Raw genomic sequence first — 15,254 nt, 5'->3', positions numbered from 1 at the left:
CGGCCGAGGCGCCGGGCGGCCCGAGACGGGCACGGCCCGAGCAATGAAGAAGACCCTTGCGGGATGCGCGTTTCGCGCCCCGCAAGGGTCTTCGTTTTATTTTTTGGCGCTCAGCCAGGAAGCGAGCTCGTCGATCTGCGCGTCGGACAGCCTGCCGTTAAAGGCCGGCATCCCGCCGCCGCCCTGCTTGATTTGCTTCTCGATTTGGTCCTTCGTCATGCGTTTGCCGACCTTCGTCAAATTGGTGGACGCGCCCATGCGTCCTTGGAGGTCCGTGCCGTGGCACGAGACGCAGTTGGACTTGAAGACTTGGGGCGCATCGGCGGATCCGATCGTCGTCTTCGCCGACGAACCGCAGCCGCCGAGCATCAGGAGCGCGGCCGGCGCGAGGACGAGCAAGAGGCGGGCGGCTCCGCGAGGGGCGAGTAGAGTGGCAGCAATTGGCATGTGATGCGTCAGCCTCCATCGTTTGGATGTCTGTTCCAGTATAGGCCTTATTAGGCACGTGAAGCAACCGGTTGCGGTGTGGCTTTATCGGGATAAAGTGCGTTATAATAGTACGGACTTGTATACAAGATGTAGAGCCAGCGAATAAACATTTTTGATGATTGGGAGCCGCAATGAAACTGACCTACAAGACGATCATTCAAAATTATTTTCACCGCTTTCACGCGGAAGTATCCATGGCGGCGTTCACGCGCACGAATCCGGGGATCCGGGATCAATCGACGCCCGAATTTTACCGATTCTGGATGATACAAGAGGGCGGAGGCCGGCTGCAGATCGGAGGGCGCTGCCTCGATCTGCAGCCGGGACAGCTGCTGCTCGTTCCGCCGGGCACGCGCCAGTCCTTTACCGCGGAGAACGACGAGACCGTCGGGCTGTATTGGTGCCATTTTCGCGCCACCATCGGGGATATGGACATGTTCGAGCTGCTCCAGCTGCCGATCTCCGTCGTTCCGTCGGAACCGGAGCGCGTCGCGGGGCTGTTCTGCCGGCTGATCGACGCCTGCCATTCCACGGCCTTGACGAGAGAGCTGCACATCCGCTCCGCGATGTTCGAGCTGCTCGCCTGCTACTTGGAGTACGGGGGCTTCGGCGAATCGTCGCTGCGCGAAAACGAGCCGCTCGACAAGATCGATCATGTGCTACAATACATTGAAGAGCATCTGTCCGGTCCGATCGCCGTGGAAGACATGGCCCGTCTGGCTTATTTGCACCCGAACTATTTTATCGGCTATTTCAAAAACCTGATCGGCTACGCGCCGGCCCAGTACGTCCTTTACCGGAGACTGGAGCGCGCCAAGGAGCTGCTGGAACGAAAGGACGCCAGCATCTCCGACGTCGCGCGGGCGGTCGGCATGCAGAACCATTACTTATCGCGGATGTTCAGGCATTACACGGGCCTGACGCCGAGCCGGTACAGACAGATCTATCATCAAACCGCTGCCCATTGCGAGCAAGCCGCGGACAAGGAGGACAACGAGTGGTAACGACGGAGGCGGCGGCTTATTTCAGCGAGGAGCTGCTGCATTGGTATTTGGCGAATAAACGGGACCTTCCCTGGCGAATGAACCGGGACCCATACCGCGTCTGGGTGTCGGAAATCATGCTGCAGCAGACGCGGGTGGACACCGTCATTCCCTATTACGAACGGTTCATGGCGAAATTCCCGACGGCGGCCGCCTTGGCGGAGGCGCCGGAGCCGGAGGTGCTGAAGTGCTGGGAGGGCCTCGGCTATTATTCGCGCGCCCGCAATTTGCAGGCGGGCGCCAAGGAAGTGGTCGTCCGCCACGGCGGCGCCGTGCCGGACGACCGCGACGCCGTCGCCGCGCTGCGCGGCGTAGGACCGTATACGACGGGCGCGATCATGAGCATCGCGTTCAACCGCCCGGAGCCGGCGGTGGACGGCAACGTGATGCGCGTGCTGTCGCGCTACTTCTGCCTGGAGGAGGACATCGCCAAGCCTTCCACCCGCGTCGGCATCGAGAAGCTGGCCGCGTCGCTCATACCGGAAGGCGCTGCGGGCGACTTCAACCAGGCGCTCATGGAGCTCGGCGCGCTCGTCTGCACGCCGAAGTCGCCGGGCTGCTTGACCTGCCCGGTCATGCGGCATTGCGAAGGACGAATGGCCGGCAAGGAACACGAGCTGCCGGTCAAGTCGAAAGCGAAGCCGCCGCGCCGCGAGACGCGCATCGCCGCGCTCGTCGCCGGCAGCGGCGCGAACGCCGGCAAGCTGCTCGTCCGCCGGCGGCTGGACAGCGGGCTGCTCGCGCAAATGTGGGAGCTGCCGCATGTGCTGGCGCCGGAGGCGCCCGGAGCCGCGGCGCCCGCGAAGCGCCGCGGCCGCGGCAAAGCCGCGCAGGCGGCGGCAGGCGCCGAGGCCGCCGGCCGCGGGGAAATCGCGGCGGCGCTGGAGCTGCCGGCGCTGCTCGCGGCGCCCGCGCCGGAGCCGCCTACGGCCGGCGAAGCGCTGCCGGCCGTAGGTGGCGGCGAGCCGGACCGCCGCGCGGCGATGGCCGACTTCCTGAGCCGCGCTTTGTCGGCCGAGGAAGGGCTGCTTGTCCGGCCCGTCGCCTGGTGGGGCGAGACGGATCACGTGTTCAGCCACATCGTCTGGGACATGCAGGTGTTCCGCGCGGAATTCGGGTTCTGGCAAGCGGGCGGCCTTGACGGCGCCGGTGATGGGCTTGCGGCGATGGCCGCGGAAGCCCCCGGCGCGTACGGCGAAGGCGCCGCGCCGGACCGTTACCGCTGGATCGGCCCCGAGGAGATGGACACGCTCGCCTTTCCGAACGTGTTCGTCCGGATTCTGCAGGTGTATTGGCGCAATCCCGGTTGATTCGGCGAAGAGCACGTTCTACAATGGGGGTGAAGCGTCCGGCTGCGCGCTGCAAGGCGCATGCGCGGGCGAACCTGAAGCAGGGGGGACAGGAACGTGAGCGAAATGTTGGAACGGCTGCAGCGGGAGAAAATCGTCGCGATTTTCCGCGGCATCGAGGACCGGCATGCGGACCGGGCGGCGGAAGCGCTGCTGGACGGCGGCATCGCGCTGATGGAAGTGACAATGAATACGGCCGGCGCGGCGGGCATGATCGGCCGCTGGCAGGACAAGTACGGCGAGCGGGCCGGCATCGGCGCCGGGACGGTGCTCGATCTGGACATGGCGAAGGAAGCGGTCGCGGCTGGCGCGCGGTTTCTGATCTCGCCGAATCTGGACGAGACGGTCGTGGACTACGGCTTGAAGCACGGCGTGCCCGTATGGCCGGGCGTCATGACGCCGACGGAAATCGTGCGCGCCTGGAAGGCCGGCGCGGAAGCGGTGAAGATCTTCCCGATGGGCACGCTCGGCTGGAAGTACCTTGCCGAGATCCGCGCGCCGCTCGACCGCATCCCGATGCTCGCCACGGGCGGCGTCGACCTGGACAATCTCGCCGATTATTTCAAAGCCGGCGCCAGCGCGGTCGGAATGGGCAGCAAGCTCGTCAACCTGGAGTGGGTGCGGGACGGGCGGTTTGACCTGCTCGAGGAACGCGCGCGCCAGTTCGTCGAGGCGGCGAAGGCGATCGGCTAGGCCGGGAAGTAGTCCGAAACGGAAAAATGAGAAAATTGTAAGATTTGTGTATGGAAAAACGCGGTCCGCAGGGACCGCGTTTTTTCGTGCCGCCGGCTTCCCCGCATCGGAGGAGCCCCGGAAAAACCCGTATAAAACAAAGAGGCCTGCGGCATATCCGCAGGCGCAAGAGAGAAAATATATAATAAAGGGGGGTCATGCGTCTAGTATAGCTTCCGAAGATGAAAGGAACATGAAGGAAATATTACAATTCCATTACAAGGTGATAAATCGAGGGAAAGACATCGCGAGAATCTTATGAGGGAAAATAAAGTTCTTTAACGCTAAATAAAGTTCTTTAATCACACTGGTCTAAAATGAGTTTGTTGATCCGACATCTTTATTTGACGGTTGTTCATCTCCCGTTTAGCACCTACGTTTCAAACCATTTTAATCCTATTCTCCGCTTCGGCCGCATCATAACATATTGCACCTGGAAGAAGAATAGAGATAAGGAAAGCATGTCTCATTCGTCCGAAAGGGGTTGATTCAAGATGCATTCCTCAGAGCCAACGATCGCAATGTTAGGTATCGGCACGGCTGTGCCCGAATACGTGCTCGACCAGACAGAAACGGCGCAGCGTTTGATGCACGCCCTCGGCGGAACGCCGGACGCCGCCCGCTGGACGAAACGGATTTTCAAGCAATGCGGTGTTCAAACCCGCTATACATGCGAGCCTGATTTGCTTGAGTCTGCCGAGCACAACCGTTACTTTGCCCAAATGTCAGGCTTGCCGGTGCCGACTACGGCAGAACGGATGGCGACCTATAAACAAGCTGCGCTGCCGCTGGCGCTTCAGGCAGCCAAGAAGGCTATGGTCGAGGCTGGCGTAGGACCGGAAACGATTACCCATCTGTTGACGGTCAGCTGTACCGGGCAGTTTCTGCCGGGTCTTGATGCGGTGCTCGTCCGGCAGCTCGGACTCTCCCTCTCGGTCAACCGCATCCCGCTGACTTTCCTCGGCTGCGCGGCCGGCCTCAAGGCGATCGGCATGGCGCGTGATATCGTCGCTGGACGTCCCGACGCTGTCGCGCTGATTGTCAGCATTGAGCTGTGCACGATCCACATGCAATCGTCGCCGGAACGCGAAGCCTTATTCGGGGCATCATTCTTCGGCGACGGAGCTTCCTCTTGCATCGTTGGGACAGCGGGGCAGGCAAACGGCCCCGTCTTCACGCTGGGGGAGGCGCGCAGCGGCCTGATGCCCGATACGGCCGACGAAATGATATGGGAGGTCGGGAATCATGGCTACGACCTGTTCCTGTCCCCTCGCATCTCCCAATTGATTGGGGAAACGATACCCGAGCATCTTGCGCCGCTCATGCAAAATGACGGTCCTTTTCCGGGAATTTGGGCTATCCATCCCGGGGGTAAAGGCATTATCGATGCGCTTGAAGAAGTGCTCGGATTATCAACAGACCATACCCGCTTCAGCCGCGACGTACTTCGCGATTACGGAAACATGTCCTCAGCAACGATTCTGTTCGTGCTGGATGCGACCCGTGAAGCTTTCATTCGGGAAGGGGCTGTCAGAACGGAGGGGTTCTGTCTGGCTTTCGGGCCGGGACTCTCTTGCGAAATCGTACCGATTGCATTCCTCCCGGCTACGGAAGGTGTCATGCCGATCGGCGCCGAAGCAAGGACGAGTCACTATGCTTAGGTCGTTCCGCGAACGTGCTTCTTCGCACGAGCTTATGGACGACCAAACGCAAGGCGGGGAAGAGTTAAGGGAAGCGCTGCGGCATCTTCGCAGGTTGAACCGTCTCTTTGCCGCGGCGGCCCCGACTTTATTCGGGGTTAATCGATTATGGGTGCAAGCCGGCAAACCTCGCCACTTGTCCTTACTCGATATCGGGGCCGGCTCCGGCGATGTCAATGCTGCCTTACTGCGATGGGCCGATGCGCAAGGAATCGAGCTGACGGTGACGCTGGCAGATCGGACGGAAGAAGCTTGCGCGGAAGCGTCGGCCTATTTCGCGGGCGAGCCCCGGATCTCGGTTCTTTGCCGTGACGTACTGGATTTGGACAAGAAGTCGGCCGATATCGTGACGGGCTCGCAGTTCATTCATCATTTCGGATCTGAGGAACTGCCGGGCGTTGTTTCCGCGATGCTGCGGGCTTCCAGAATCGGCATCGTTATTCAGGACATTCATCGGCACTGGCTGCCGTGGGCGGCTGTATGGCTCGCGACCCGATTGGTATCGAACAACCGTTACATTCGAAACGATGGCCCGTTATCCGTTGCCAAAGGCTTCCGGGCGGAGGATTGGAAGCGATTGGACGCAGCGCTGGGCTTACCGGGGTTGACCTACGACTGGCGGCCGTTGTTTCGCTATGTCGTTACCATTCCCGTAGGAGCGGTGGGCAAACGCGGATGAGATGTCACGAGACGATAGATGTGGCCATACTCGGTGCAGGCATAGCCGGCAGTTGCATGGCGGTCCTTTTGGCGAGGCGAGGCTGGAAGGTCGTGCTTATCGACCGCCGGTCATTTCCTCGCCATAAAACCTGCGGGGAATTCTTATCGCCTGAAGCGGTCGGCTCGCTGATCGCCCTTGGAATGGAACCCCGTCTTCGGACGCTTCGGCCGTCAATTTTTCATCGTGCCCGGTTGGTCACTGGAAGCAGGGCTTCCATCATCGTGCAATTGCCCGGCGCGGCTTGGGGGATTAACCGTTACGACCTCGACGAGGCGCTTCACGAAGAAGCGCGGCTCGAAGGCGCGGAGGTTGCGACGGAAACCGCCGTATCGGCGATTCGCCTGCGCAGCGGCGGATACGAGTTGGTGACGAAGCGAGGTGCTGAGCTGACAGCGATACGGCCCAGAGCCGTGATCGGAGCATGGGGAGGAAACGGGCATGTCGCGGAAATGCCGGATGCCCGGCGCGGACGTCCCGCTCCTTGTCCATACGTTGGCGTCAAAACGCATTTATCCGGAATCAAGGCGGACGGGGAGTTGGAGCTCTATTTTTTCAAAGGCGGTTATATGGGGTTATCTTCCGCCGGGGACGGCATCGTCAATGCTGCGGCGCTGCTCGATAAACGTGCCTTTCGGTCCATGCCAGTTTCGGTAAACGGCTGGCTGGAAGCGGCCGGAGCTCTTAATCCGCGTTTGGCTCGGCGTTTGGCCGAAGCCCGGCCCGTTACGGGAACTCATGCCGCAGTCGCGCCGGTTAGGCTCTTCGACGCTCCGCTCGCCTGGAATGGCATTCCCTTGATCGGCGATGCTTGCGTGACGATACCTCCCTTGTGCGGCGACGGTATGTCGATGGCGATCCGTTCGGCGCAGCTCTGCGCGATAGGTGCTGATCGGTACTTGCGGGGCGAAACGACGCTGGAGGAATGGGAAGCAAGCTATGTGATGGCGATCTCCCGGCAATTTCGCGGTCCGCTTCGATGGGGGAGGCTGCTTCAGCGCACGGCGGGGAATCCGTCGTTCGCGATGCTGGCTGCGGCTGTCGCAAGCCGGTTGCCGGGTGTCGTCAACCGCTTGGTGAAAGCAACCCGACTCGGCAAAATGGACGATCTCCCATGGTGAAGACCCGCCGCGGAACCGGCATGCCACCGGTCATCGGACCGCTGGTGCGGCTGTCTGTCAGACGTCCGTCCGCCGTCGTGTTTCTCTGGTTCGCCTTCGTTGCCTTGATTGGCGGTTATGCTTCGAAACTTCCGGCCGTCGCGCAAGGGCACGGTTTAACGCCGACCGGCGACTTCGCCTACGTGCAGGGGCGGCTTGCCACCGAATACGGCATTCCCCCGAACCCCGTCCTCCTCGTGTTCGAGTCGGATGAGGAGGGCACCCTCCCGGACTTTCGCGCCTTTATTGCGGAGGCCTTGAACACGGTTAATGAGCAGCATGGCATCTTCGTCTCCGCATCGCCGCTGAGAAATGACGACATGCTGAAGGAACACAGTGCTTATGCCGTGCTCGCTTTGGAAGGGAATTCATCCGCGATAGATGCAGGTTTGGCGGACCGGCTGCGCAACCAAATGCCCCGTGCGGAGCATTACCGCGTAAGCTTGACAGGCAAACCCGTCGTACAAGAGCGCGTAAATGAAGCCAGCCGCAGTGATTTGGGGAAAGCAGAACGTTTCGGTATTCCCTTCGCGTGCTTAATCCTGTGGCTTGCGTTCGGCGGTTTGCTGCCGGCGCTTATTCCCGTCGCGGCGGGCATCGTTGCGGTGACGGGAACGATGGGCATGCTTTATTTCGCAGGCAAGCATGCGCCGCTGTCCGTATTCATCTTGGACGTTATCCCCATGGCAGGCCTAGCGCTATGCCTAGATTTTGCGTTGTTGATCGTAAGTCGCTTTCGGAAAGAAGTCGCCGTGCTCCCTCCCGACCAAGCGGTTTTCCGAACCATGGCGACTTCGGGCAGGGCCGTCACGTACTCCGGCGCCTGCGTCATGGCGGGCCTGGCGGGCACCTTGTTCATACCGCTCCCAATGTTCGCGAGCCTCGCAATGGGAGCGATCGCGGTGACGTTCGTCTCGCTGGTGGTCAATATCACGCTGCTCCCGGCCATTCTGGTCATCTTGGGGTCGCGATTGCGCCGAAAGTCGAGTAGGGCCGGTAGCCGCCCCGCACGCGGTCAACCCGCGAGTTCTGGATGGGAAAGGCTGCCGCGCTTGGCGCTGAAGCGGCCGATCCGGACAAGCTTGTTTTGCGGGAGTTTGCTGCTGGCGTGTCTGCTGCCGCTTGGCGGCATGCGCGTCGCCGTGCCGGACGCGGACTCGCTTCCGCGCGGTGATTCGGCCAGAGAAGCCTATCATACATACCGTGAGAACTTCTCTTCCGATACGGGCGCGGAAGTCGACATTTTGGCACTGGCGGCGGATGGCCGATGGGATGGGAGGGAGCAGCTAGGACTGTTCGATTTTCTCGTCGGTATTAGAGGGGATCCCGATGTGCGATTCGAGTCCCTAGCCCCGCTTCCCATGCCGCCAGAGTCTGCGGGCCGCCAGCATCGAGAACGGATCGTCGGAGCCGGGGGCGGATACGACGATCGAGCGGTTCGCGTTCTCATCAACGCGGACCCGGCTTCCGCGGAAGCGAGAAACTGGGTCAGGGGTTGGCAGGGCGGCGTGGCGCAGGGACCGCTCGTTCTGTACGCCGGAGGAGAAGCGAAGTACGAACAGGAAGTTTACGATGCGGTGGCCCACCATCTGCCGATGGCGTTGGGATTTGTTCTGATTATTAATTACATTCTGCTGTTCGCAGCGTTCCGTTCCGTTCTCGTTCCGCTCAAGAGCCTTTTTATGAACATGATCAGCATTTGCGCCGCGTTCGGGGTATTGGCTTTAGCCGCCGCGTTCGGGTTGTTCGGCATGGAAGGGGGCCGCGTGGCGATCATCATCCCCGTCTTTATCTTCGGACTTGTCTTCGGCATGAGCATGGATTACGGCGTGTTCCTTATCTCTCGCATTTCCGAGGCTTACGGCAGGACGGGGGACAACGAGCAGGCAATCGCGGAAGGAACCGGCCAAAGCGGCAAAATCATTACCGCCGCCGCTGCAATCATGATCGCGGTCACCTTGCCGTTCGCCTGGGGACAGGTTGAAGGCGTCAAGCAGCTTGGAATCGGCATTTCAACGGCAATCTTTATCGACGCGACCGTTGTGCGGATGCTGCTAGTGCCTTCACTTATGATCATGCTGGGGGATTGGAACTGGTGGGGGCCGGGTAGAAAACCGCCGAAACCTTGATCGTCTCCTCGAACGACGACAAGTCGAATTTCAACCGCTGTGCTTATTACCGAGAGGGTTAATTGACTATTTTCCCATTTACTGTGCAACCTAATCGGGTGTTAACAACCGCATCTGTGAAGATTACGATTCCAAGTGTCCTTCCGAAATTGGCAGTATGCCGAATTGCCCGATCGCTCCAAGCTCATTATCGTCGTCGGCCAAAGCCATAAAACAGGGCAGGGCATTGTACCATTCACCACTATGAAGAATTGCATAAGTTCGTCGCGACACAGTTCCGGTTAAAAAAGATTTCCTATCGATGGTCGGCCCAAGACCTGGTAACCGGCGATAAAATACCGTTCATCGGCCGCATCATGGCCTCCTCACCTAATGTCTCTATCGCGACTGGATTCAGTAAGTGGGGAATGACCAATGGGACGGTTGCCGCCTTATTGATCAAGGAGCTGATCGTCGAAGGATCAAGTCCTTACGAAGCGCTCTTTGCTCCTTCGCGCCCCATATCGCTCAAAACGATCGGAAGCTTCATCTCCGATAACATGGATGTCGCCAAACATCTGATCGGTGGCAAATTGCAGCATGCCACGCGGCGTCCCGAACAATTGGAGAAGGACGAGGGGGCGGTCGTTCAGGTAAACGGGAAGCGGGCGGGTGGCTATCGCGATCAGGACGGTCGGCTCCATCTCGTAGATACGACATGTACGCATATGGGCTGCGAAGCGGAGTGGAACAACGGGGACAGAACGTGGGATTGCCATTGCCATGGATCGCGATTTTCCATTGTGGGCGACGTTATCGAAGGCCCGGCAGAAAAGTCTTTGAAACAAATTCTAACATGATAGAATCGACCCTAGGCTTGGCCGAAATATTCGGGTCCGCAAGAACGGAACCATTCGCAAGATGACAAGCGAACAGCAGTAACTTCTGTTATTTTCGGAGGTTGCTGCTTTTTTGCGCTATTCAATCAATGTTATTTCAAATGGAGGCCTTTGTTGGTCTCTAATTAAAAATTTAATTTCACAATTTCATTCGCGTTTTTGTGGAAAGTTCTACTCATTAAACAACTTTAGATTGTTATCGTCGATTTTGTTTACCCTAAACCTTTGATTTTACTAGACCTACATTAAAGAACTATTTTCTCTCACCAGAATCATCGAATTTGCCGGTCGTCGTGGAAGAAGAGTTAGCTAAGGATGAATCGGGACGATTCTGGAACAAACGGTCAAGATAATTCTTGACCGTTTGTTCCAGATATGATAAATTACCTCATGAACGGGGAGCAACCGATGGAGGCCTACAAAGCGGGAAGAACGAGGGCTATTTTTTTGCCTGATTCTTGACCGAATGGTCTAAAAAGGTGCCGGAAAATCAAGCCTGCCAGCGAAGACGATTGTCGTGAACGCGGCGGATGGAAGAACCCGCAGTCAAAGGCAGCGGAAGACGAGCATACAAAAGGAGCCATCGCCATGAATACGCAATTTACCGTAAACCGCAAGACGCCCGCTTATTGGCGCGTTACGTTCCATAACCCGCCGATCAACCTCCTGGATCCGGATACGATCTACGAGCTGTTGACGCTCATGGATCGATTCGAGACGGATCCCGAGCTGAAAGTCGTCGTGTTCGACAGCGCGGATCCCGACTACTTCATCGCCCACTACGATATGGCGCGCGCGGGCGAAGCGCAGAAGACGCCAAGCGCGTCCGACCTGCCCGCCTGGTTCGACTTCACGACGCGCCTGGCCAAGTCTTCCGTCGTCAGCATCGCGGAGATCCGCGGCCGGGCCAGGGGCATCGGCAGCGAATTCGCGCTGGCCTGCGACATGCGGTTCGCCAGCCGCGAGAAGGCCGTCTTCGGCCAGCCGGAAGTCGCGGTCGGCGTCGTGCCGGGCGGCGGCGGCAACGAAATGCTGGCCCGTCTCGCGGGACGCGCCCGGGCGCTCGAGATCGTCCTCGGCGCGGACGACTACGATGCAGGGACCGCAGAGCGCTACGGCTGGATCAATCGCGCGCTTCCGGATGCGGAGCTGACCGGCTTCGTCGACAATCTCGCGCATCGGATCGCGTCCTTCGATAGCCGTACGTTGAGCGAAGCCAAGCGGCTCCTCAATCGCGCGGGGCTCCCCGACGCGCCGGAGCTGATCGAATCCCGGACGGCTTTTCTTTCGCTGGCCGTGACCGAGAGCACGCGGGAAACGCTAACGAAGGCCATCGCGCAGGGCTTGGGCCGGGCAGGCGGCTTCGAACTCGATCTGGGCGCGCGATTGGGGCGTTTGGAGCGTTCGGGTTAACCATTCCATCCATCCGTACCCCTATCCATATCGGTCGACAAAAAGCGCCCTTGCGGCGCTTTTTTCGTTTGTCTTCAGCCTGCCAATTCGCCTGCGGCCGTTGGCGGGGGCGCCGTAGGATTGCCTTGCGGACGGGACGGCCAGGGCGGGATTGCGTTGCGCCCGATTCGCGCATAACCATACCCGAGAATCATGCCGCCGATGAAGCGGCATGCTTTTTTGCGGTTGAACGGCTCAGCGGGTTTTAAGTGATTCCCGTTGCCAAAACGACGAATCGGTTCTAAAATGAACCTATAAAGTATTAAATGAACTTATATGAACATGAAAAGGAGAATCCATTCATGGAAATCCGTTATGCTTCCCATCCGAACGAGGTCAAGGCGTTCGACACGACCCGCCTGCGGGACGAATTTCTGATCGAGCGGCTGCTCCAGGCCGACAAGCTCGTGCTGAGCTATTCCCACGTCGACCGGTTCATCATCGGCGGCGTCGTGCCGGTCCGCGAGACCGTCAAGCTCGAGGCGGACCCGAAGACGATCGGCGCGGCCACGTTCCTGGAGCGCCGCGAGATCGGCATCATCAACGTCGGCGGCGCGGGCACGGTGACGGTCGACGGCGAGACTTACGCGATGGCGAGCAAGGACTGCCTCTACGTCGGCCGCGGCGCGAAGGACGTCGTCTTCGCGAGCGAGGGCGCGAGCAGCCCGGCGAAGTATTACTTGAACTCGACCCCGGCGCATCAGACGTACCCGACGGTGAAGGCCGCGATCAGCGAAGCGTCCCCGAACCATCTCGGCAGCCGGACGAATTCCAACGAGCGGACGATCTACCGCTATATCCATACCGGCGGCATTCAGAGCTGCCAGCTCGTCATGGGCATGACGCTCCTGAAGGACGGCAGCATGTGGAACACGATGCCGTGCCATACGCATAACCGCCGCTCGGAGGTGTATTTCTACTTCGACATGCCGGAGGACGGCGTCGTGTTCCATCTGATGGGCGAGCCGGACGAGACGCGCCACCTCGCGGTGCGGGGCGAGCAGGCCGTCATTTCGCCGAGCTGGTCGATCCACAGCGGCGTCGGCACGAGCAGCTATACGTTCATCTGGGGCATGGCCGGCGAGAACCAAGTGTTCGAGGACATGGACGCCGTGGCCATGAAAGATTTAAAATAAGAGCAAAACTACGCAAGAAAGCGGCGAATCCGACATGAACCCACTGCGAAGATACGAGAAGATCATGGAAACGTTGCTGGCCGCGCGCGAGGTGACGGTCGCGGAGCTGACCGAGGCGCTCGGCGTCACGGGCAAGACGATCCGGGAGGACCTGGCGAAGCTGGAGGAGAAAGGCTTGCTGGCCCGCGTGCACGGCGGGGCGGTGCTCGCGCAGCCGAACCAGCTCGGCATCCTGTCGCCGAAGCGCGAGGAAGCGCCGAACGCGGCGGAGCGCCGGGAGATCGCGGCGTCGGCCGCGGCGCTCGTCGAGCCGAACGAGGTCATCGCCCTGGACGGCGGGCGCACGACCTTGGAGATGGCCCGGCTGCTGGCGGATCAGCCGCTCACCGTCGTGACCAACGACCTGCTCATCATCGCGGAGCTGTCCCGCAGGGAGCGGATCCGCCTCGTCGTGCCAGGCGGCTACCAGAGCCGGAACGTGCTGATCGGCGCCGAAGCGGAAGCCTACATCCGCAAGCTGAACATCACGAAGGCGTTTCTCTCCGCGACGGGCGTGCACGCCGAATACGGCTTCACGATCTATTCCGGCGAATCCGTCGGCATCAAGCGGGCGTGGCTGGAGACGGCGAAGGCCTCGTACGTGACGGCGGATCACCACAAGTTCGGGCAGGGGGCGCTCTTCACCTTCGCCAGGCTGGACGAGGTCGCGGCGATCATTACGGACTCGGGCATGCCGTCCGGGAAGGCGGAGCTGTTCCGCCAGGGCGGCGCGCGGGTAATCATACAAGGGAGTGGAAGCGATGAGCTTTGATCTAACGGGCAAAACGGCGCTGGTCACCGGCACGTCCGGCGGCATCGGCCAGGCGATCGCCGTCGGGCTCGCGGAAGCGGGCGCGTCGGTCGTCGCCGTCTCGGCCTCGAACAGCGCCGAGACGGTCGCGCTGGCGCGCGCGTTCGGCGGCACGATCGCGGAATTTTCCGCCGACCTGAGCGACCTGGACGGGCTGGAGGCGGTCTTCGCCCGGGCGCTCGGCTGCTTCGGGCAGGTCGACATTCTCGTCAACAACGCCGGCACGATCCGCCGCGCGCCCGCCGCCGAGCACGCGCGCCGGGATTGGCACGACGTCATCGACCTGAACCTGAACGCGCTGTTCTTCCTCAGCCAGCTGGCGGGCGGCCATATGATCGAGCGGGGCAGCGGCAAAATCATCAACATCGCCTCCATGCTCAGTTACCAGGGCGGCATCAACGTGCCCGGTTACACGGCGAGCAAGCACGCGGTGGCCGGCGTCACGAAGGCGCTCGCCAACGAATGGGCGAGCAAGGGCATTCAGGTGAACGCGATCGCGCCGGGCTACATCGCCACGCGCAACACGGCGCCGCTTCGGGCGGACGAGCAGCGGAGCCAGGCGATCCTGGAGCGCATCCCGGCCGGCCGCTGGGGCAGCCCGGACGATTTGAAGGGACCGGCGGTGTTCCTGGCGTCCTCCGCTTCCGACTATATGAACGGCCACGTGCTTTGCGTCGACGGCGGCTGGATGGCCCGCTGACGCCGGTCCGGTACACGGATCGGCTGCCGAACGGAACGTTCGGAGAAAGGAGTTCAATCATGTCTTTGAATCTGTTGCAGGCGCTATACGAGGAGAAAATCATCGCGATCATCCGCGGCATTCCGGAGGAAGCGGGCGATGCGACGGCGAAGGCGCTGGCCGACGGCGGCATCGTCTTCCTGGAGGTGACGCTGAACACGGACGGCGCGCTCGGCATGATCGCCCGGTTCCGGGAGCAATATGCCGGCCGCATGCGGATCGGCGCCGGCACCGTGCTCGATCTCGGGCAGGCGAAGGAAGCGGTCGCCGCGGGAGCGGAATACATCATTTCGCCGAACCTGGACGAGGAAGTCATCGCGTACGGGCTCGAGCATGGCGTGGACGTCTGGCCGGGCACGATGACGCCGACCGAGATCGTGCGCGCGTTCAAGGCCGGCGCGACGGCGGTGAAGCTGTTCCCGCTCGGCTCGCTCGGCGTGAATTACTTAAAGGAAATCCGCGCGCCGCTGAACCATATTCCGATCATCGCCACCGGCGGCGTCAACCTGCAGAACATCCGCGGCGTGCTGGACGCCGGCGCGGCCGCGGTCGGACTCGGCGGCAACCTCGTGGACAAGCAGCTCGTCAAGGACGGGAAATTCGAGGAGCTGACGAAACTGGCGAAGGCGTTCACGGCGGCGGCGAAGGGCCAGCCGTAACGCGAGCCAAGCGGACGCGGCGTCGCTTGCTTGGAGCCGCTGAACCGGACGCGGGCGCGGATGAGACCGCGTAGCAAGGGTAGCGGCGATAAGCAGCGACAATAGCAGCGAAAAAGCCCCGGGGGTTGGTAATATCCCCTCATGGTTGACAGCGAAGAAAAGCCCATTGGTACAATGGACTTAAAAGCTGCAATCGGAGGGGATTTTTTTGGCGAAAAAG

At 60.7% G+C, this 15,254-nt stretch carries 13 protein-coding genes and 1 pseudogene; 13 read left to right on the top strand and 1 reads right to left on the bottom strand.

Going from position 1 to position 15,254, the window contains the following annotated elements:
- Window positions 1-96: 96 nt before the first annotated feature.
- Window positions 97-447 (bottom strand): c-type cytochrome, encoded by a 351-nt coding sequence (locus BMZ79_RS23145; protein ID WP_090644514.1) that lies wholly within the window; start codon window positions 445-447, stop codon window positions 97-99.
- A 173-nt stretch (window positions 448-620) separates the two neighbouring features.
- Here BMZ79_RS23145 and BMZ79_RS23140 point away from each other — a divergent pair, with 173 nt between their 5' ends.
- From BMZ79_RS23140 to BMZ79_RS23080, 13 genes and pseudogenes are all read left to right on the top strand, one after another.
- On the top strand, window positions 621-1,493 hold the full coding sequence (locus BMZ79_RS23140; RefSeq protein ID WP_090644512.1) for an AraC family transcriptional regulator: 873 nt from the start codon (window positions 621-623) through the stop codon (window positions 1,491-1,493).
- Window positions 1,487-2,842: an A/G-specific adenine glycosylase gene (gene mutY, locus BMZ79_RS23135; protein WP_090644510.1), complete on the top strand. Its 1,356-nt coding sequence runs from the start codon at window positions 1,487-1,489 to the stop codon at window positions 2,840-2,842. The genes BMZ79_RS23140 and mutY overlap by 7 nt, the downstream gene beginning before the upstream one ends.
- Before the next feature lie 96 nt (window positions 2,843-2,938).
- The gene (locus tag BMZ79_RS23130) at window positions 2,939-3,574 is read left to right on the top strand and encodes a bifunctional 4-hydroxy-2-oxoglutarate aldolase/2-dehydro-3-deoxy-phosphogluconate aldolase (RefSeq protein ID WP_090644508.1); all 636 of its coding nucleotides are present in this window, start codon (window positions 2,939-2,941) and stop codon (window positions 3,572-3,574) included.
- A 560-nt stretch (window positions 3,575-4,134) separates the two neighbouring features.
- Entirely contained in the window at window positions 4,135-5,274 is a 1,140-nt protein-coding gene (locus tag BMZ79_RS23125) for a type III polyketide synthase (protein WP_256253048.1), read from the top strand.
- Complete coding sequence (locus BMZ79_RS23120) at window positions 5,267-5,992, top strand: methyltransferase domain-containing protein (protein WP_090644503.1); 726 nt, start codon at window positions 5,267-5,269, stop codon at window positions 5,990-5,992. Before BMZ79_RS23125 ends, BMZ79_RS23120 begins: the two co-directional genes overlap by 8 nt.
- Window positions 5,989-7,152 carry an NAD(P)/FAD-dependent oxidoreductase gene (locus tag BMZ79_RS23115; protein WP_090644501.1) on the top strand — a complete coding sequence of 388 codons (1,164 nt, stop codon included), beginning with the start codon at window positions 5,989-5,991 and terminating at the stop codon, window positions 7,150-7,152. Before BMZ79_RS23120 ends, BMZ79_RS23115 begins: the two co-directional genes overlap by 4 nt.
- Complete coding sequence (locus BMZ79_RS23110) at window positions 7,146-9,320, top strand: MMPL family transporter (RefSeq protein ID WP_177222286.1); 2,175 nt, start codon at window positions 7,146-7,148, stop codon at window positions 9,318-9,320. The genes BMZ79_RS23115 and BMZ79_RS23110 overlap by 7 nt, the downstream gene beginning before the upstream one ends.
- A 180-nt stretch (window positions 9,321-9,500) precedes the next feature.
- Window positions 9,501-10,159: pseudogene (locus BMZ79_RS23105) on the top strand (FAD-dependent oxidoreductase); the annotation flags it as partial.
- A gap of 627 nt (window positions 10,160-10,786) precedes the next feature.
- Entirely contained in the window at window positions 10,787-11,611 is an 825-nt protein-coding gene (locus tag BMZ79_RS23100; RefSeq protein WP_090644496.1) for an enoyl-CoA hydratase/isomerase family protein, read from the top strand.
- 341 nt (window positions 11,612-11,952) lie between these two features.
- The gene (kduI, locus tag BMZ79_RS23095) at window positions 11,953-12,786 is read left to right on the top strand and encodes a 5-dehydro-4-deoxy-D-glucuronate isomerase (protein ID WP_090644493.1); all 834 of its coding nucleotides are present in this window, start codon (window positions 11,953-11,955) and stop codon (window positions 12,784-12,786) included.
- Window positions 12,787-12,820: 34 nt separating this feature from the next.
- A complete protein-coding gene (locus BMZ79_RS23090) occupies window positions 12,821-13,597 on the top strand; it encodes a DeoR/GlpR family DNA-binding transcription regulator (protein WP_090644490.1) in 777 nt (258 codons plus the stop codon).
- Window positions 13,587-14,336, top strand: coding sequence for a 2-dehydro-3-deoxy-D-gluconate 5-dehydrogenase KduD (gene kduD, locus BMZ79_RS23085; RefSeq protein WP_090644488.1), 750 nt, complete (start codon window positions 13,587-13,589; stop codon window positions 14,334-14,336). The genes BMZ79_RS23090 and kduD overlap by 11 nt, the downstream gene beginning before the upstream one ends.
- 59 nt (window positions 14,337-14,395) lie before the next feature.
- Window positions 14,396-15,034, top strand: coding sequence for a bifunctional 4-hydroxy-2-oxoglutarate aldolase/2-dehydro-3-deoxy-phosphogluconate aldolase (locus BMZ79_RS23080; RefSeq protein WP_090644486.1), 639 nt, complete (start codon window positions 14,396-14,398; stop codon window positions 15,032-15,034).
- Window positions 15,035-15,254: the final 220 nt, after the last annotated feature.

The sequence above is a fragment of the Paenibacillus sp. UNC496MF genome (genome assembly GCF_900113915.1).
Lineage (GTDB): Bacteria > Bacillota > Bacilli > Paenibacillales > Paenibacillaceae > Paenibacillus_Z > Paenibacillus_Z artemisiicola.
The sequence above is the reverse complement of the archived record's forward strand: the minus strand, read 5'-3'. Positions and strand labels throughout refer to the sequence as shown.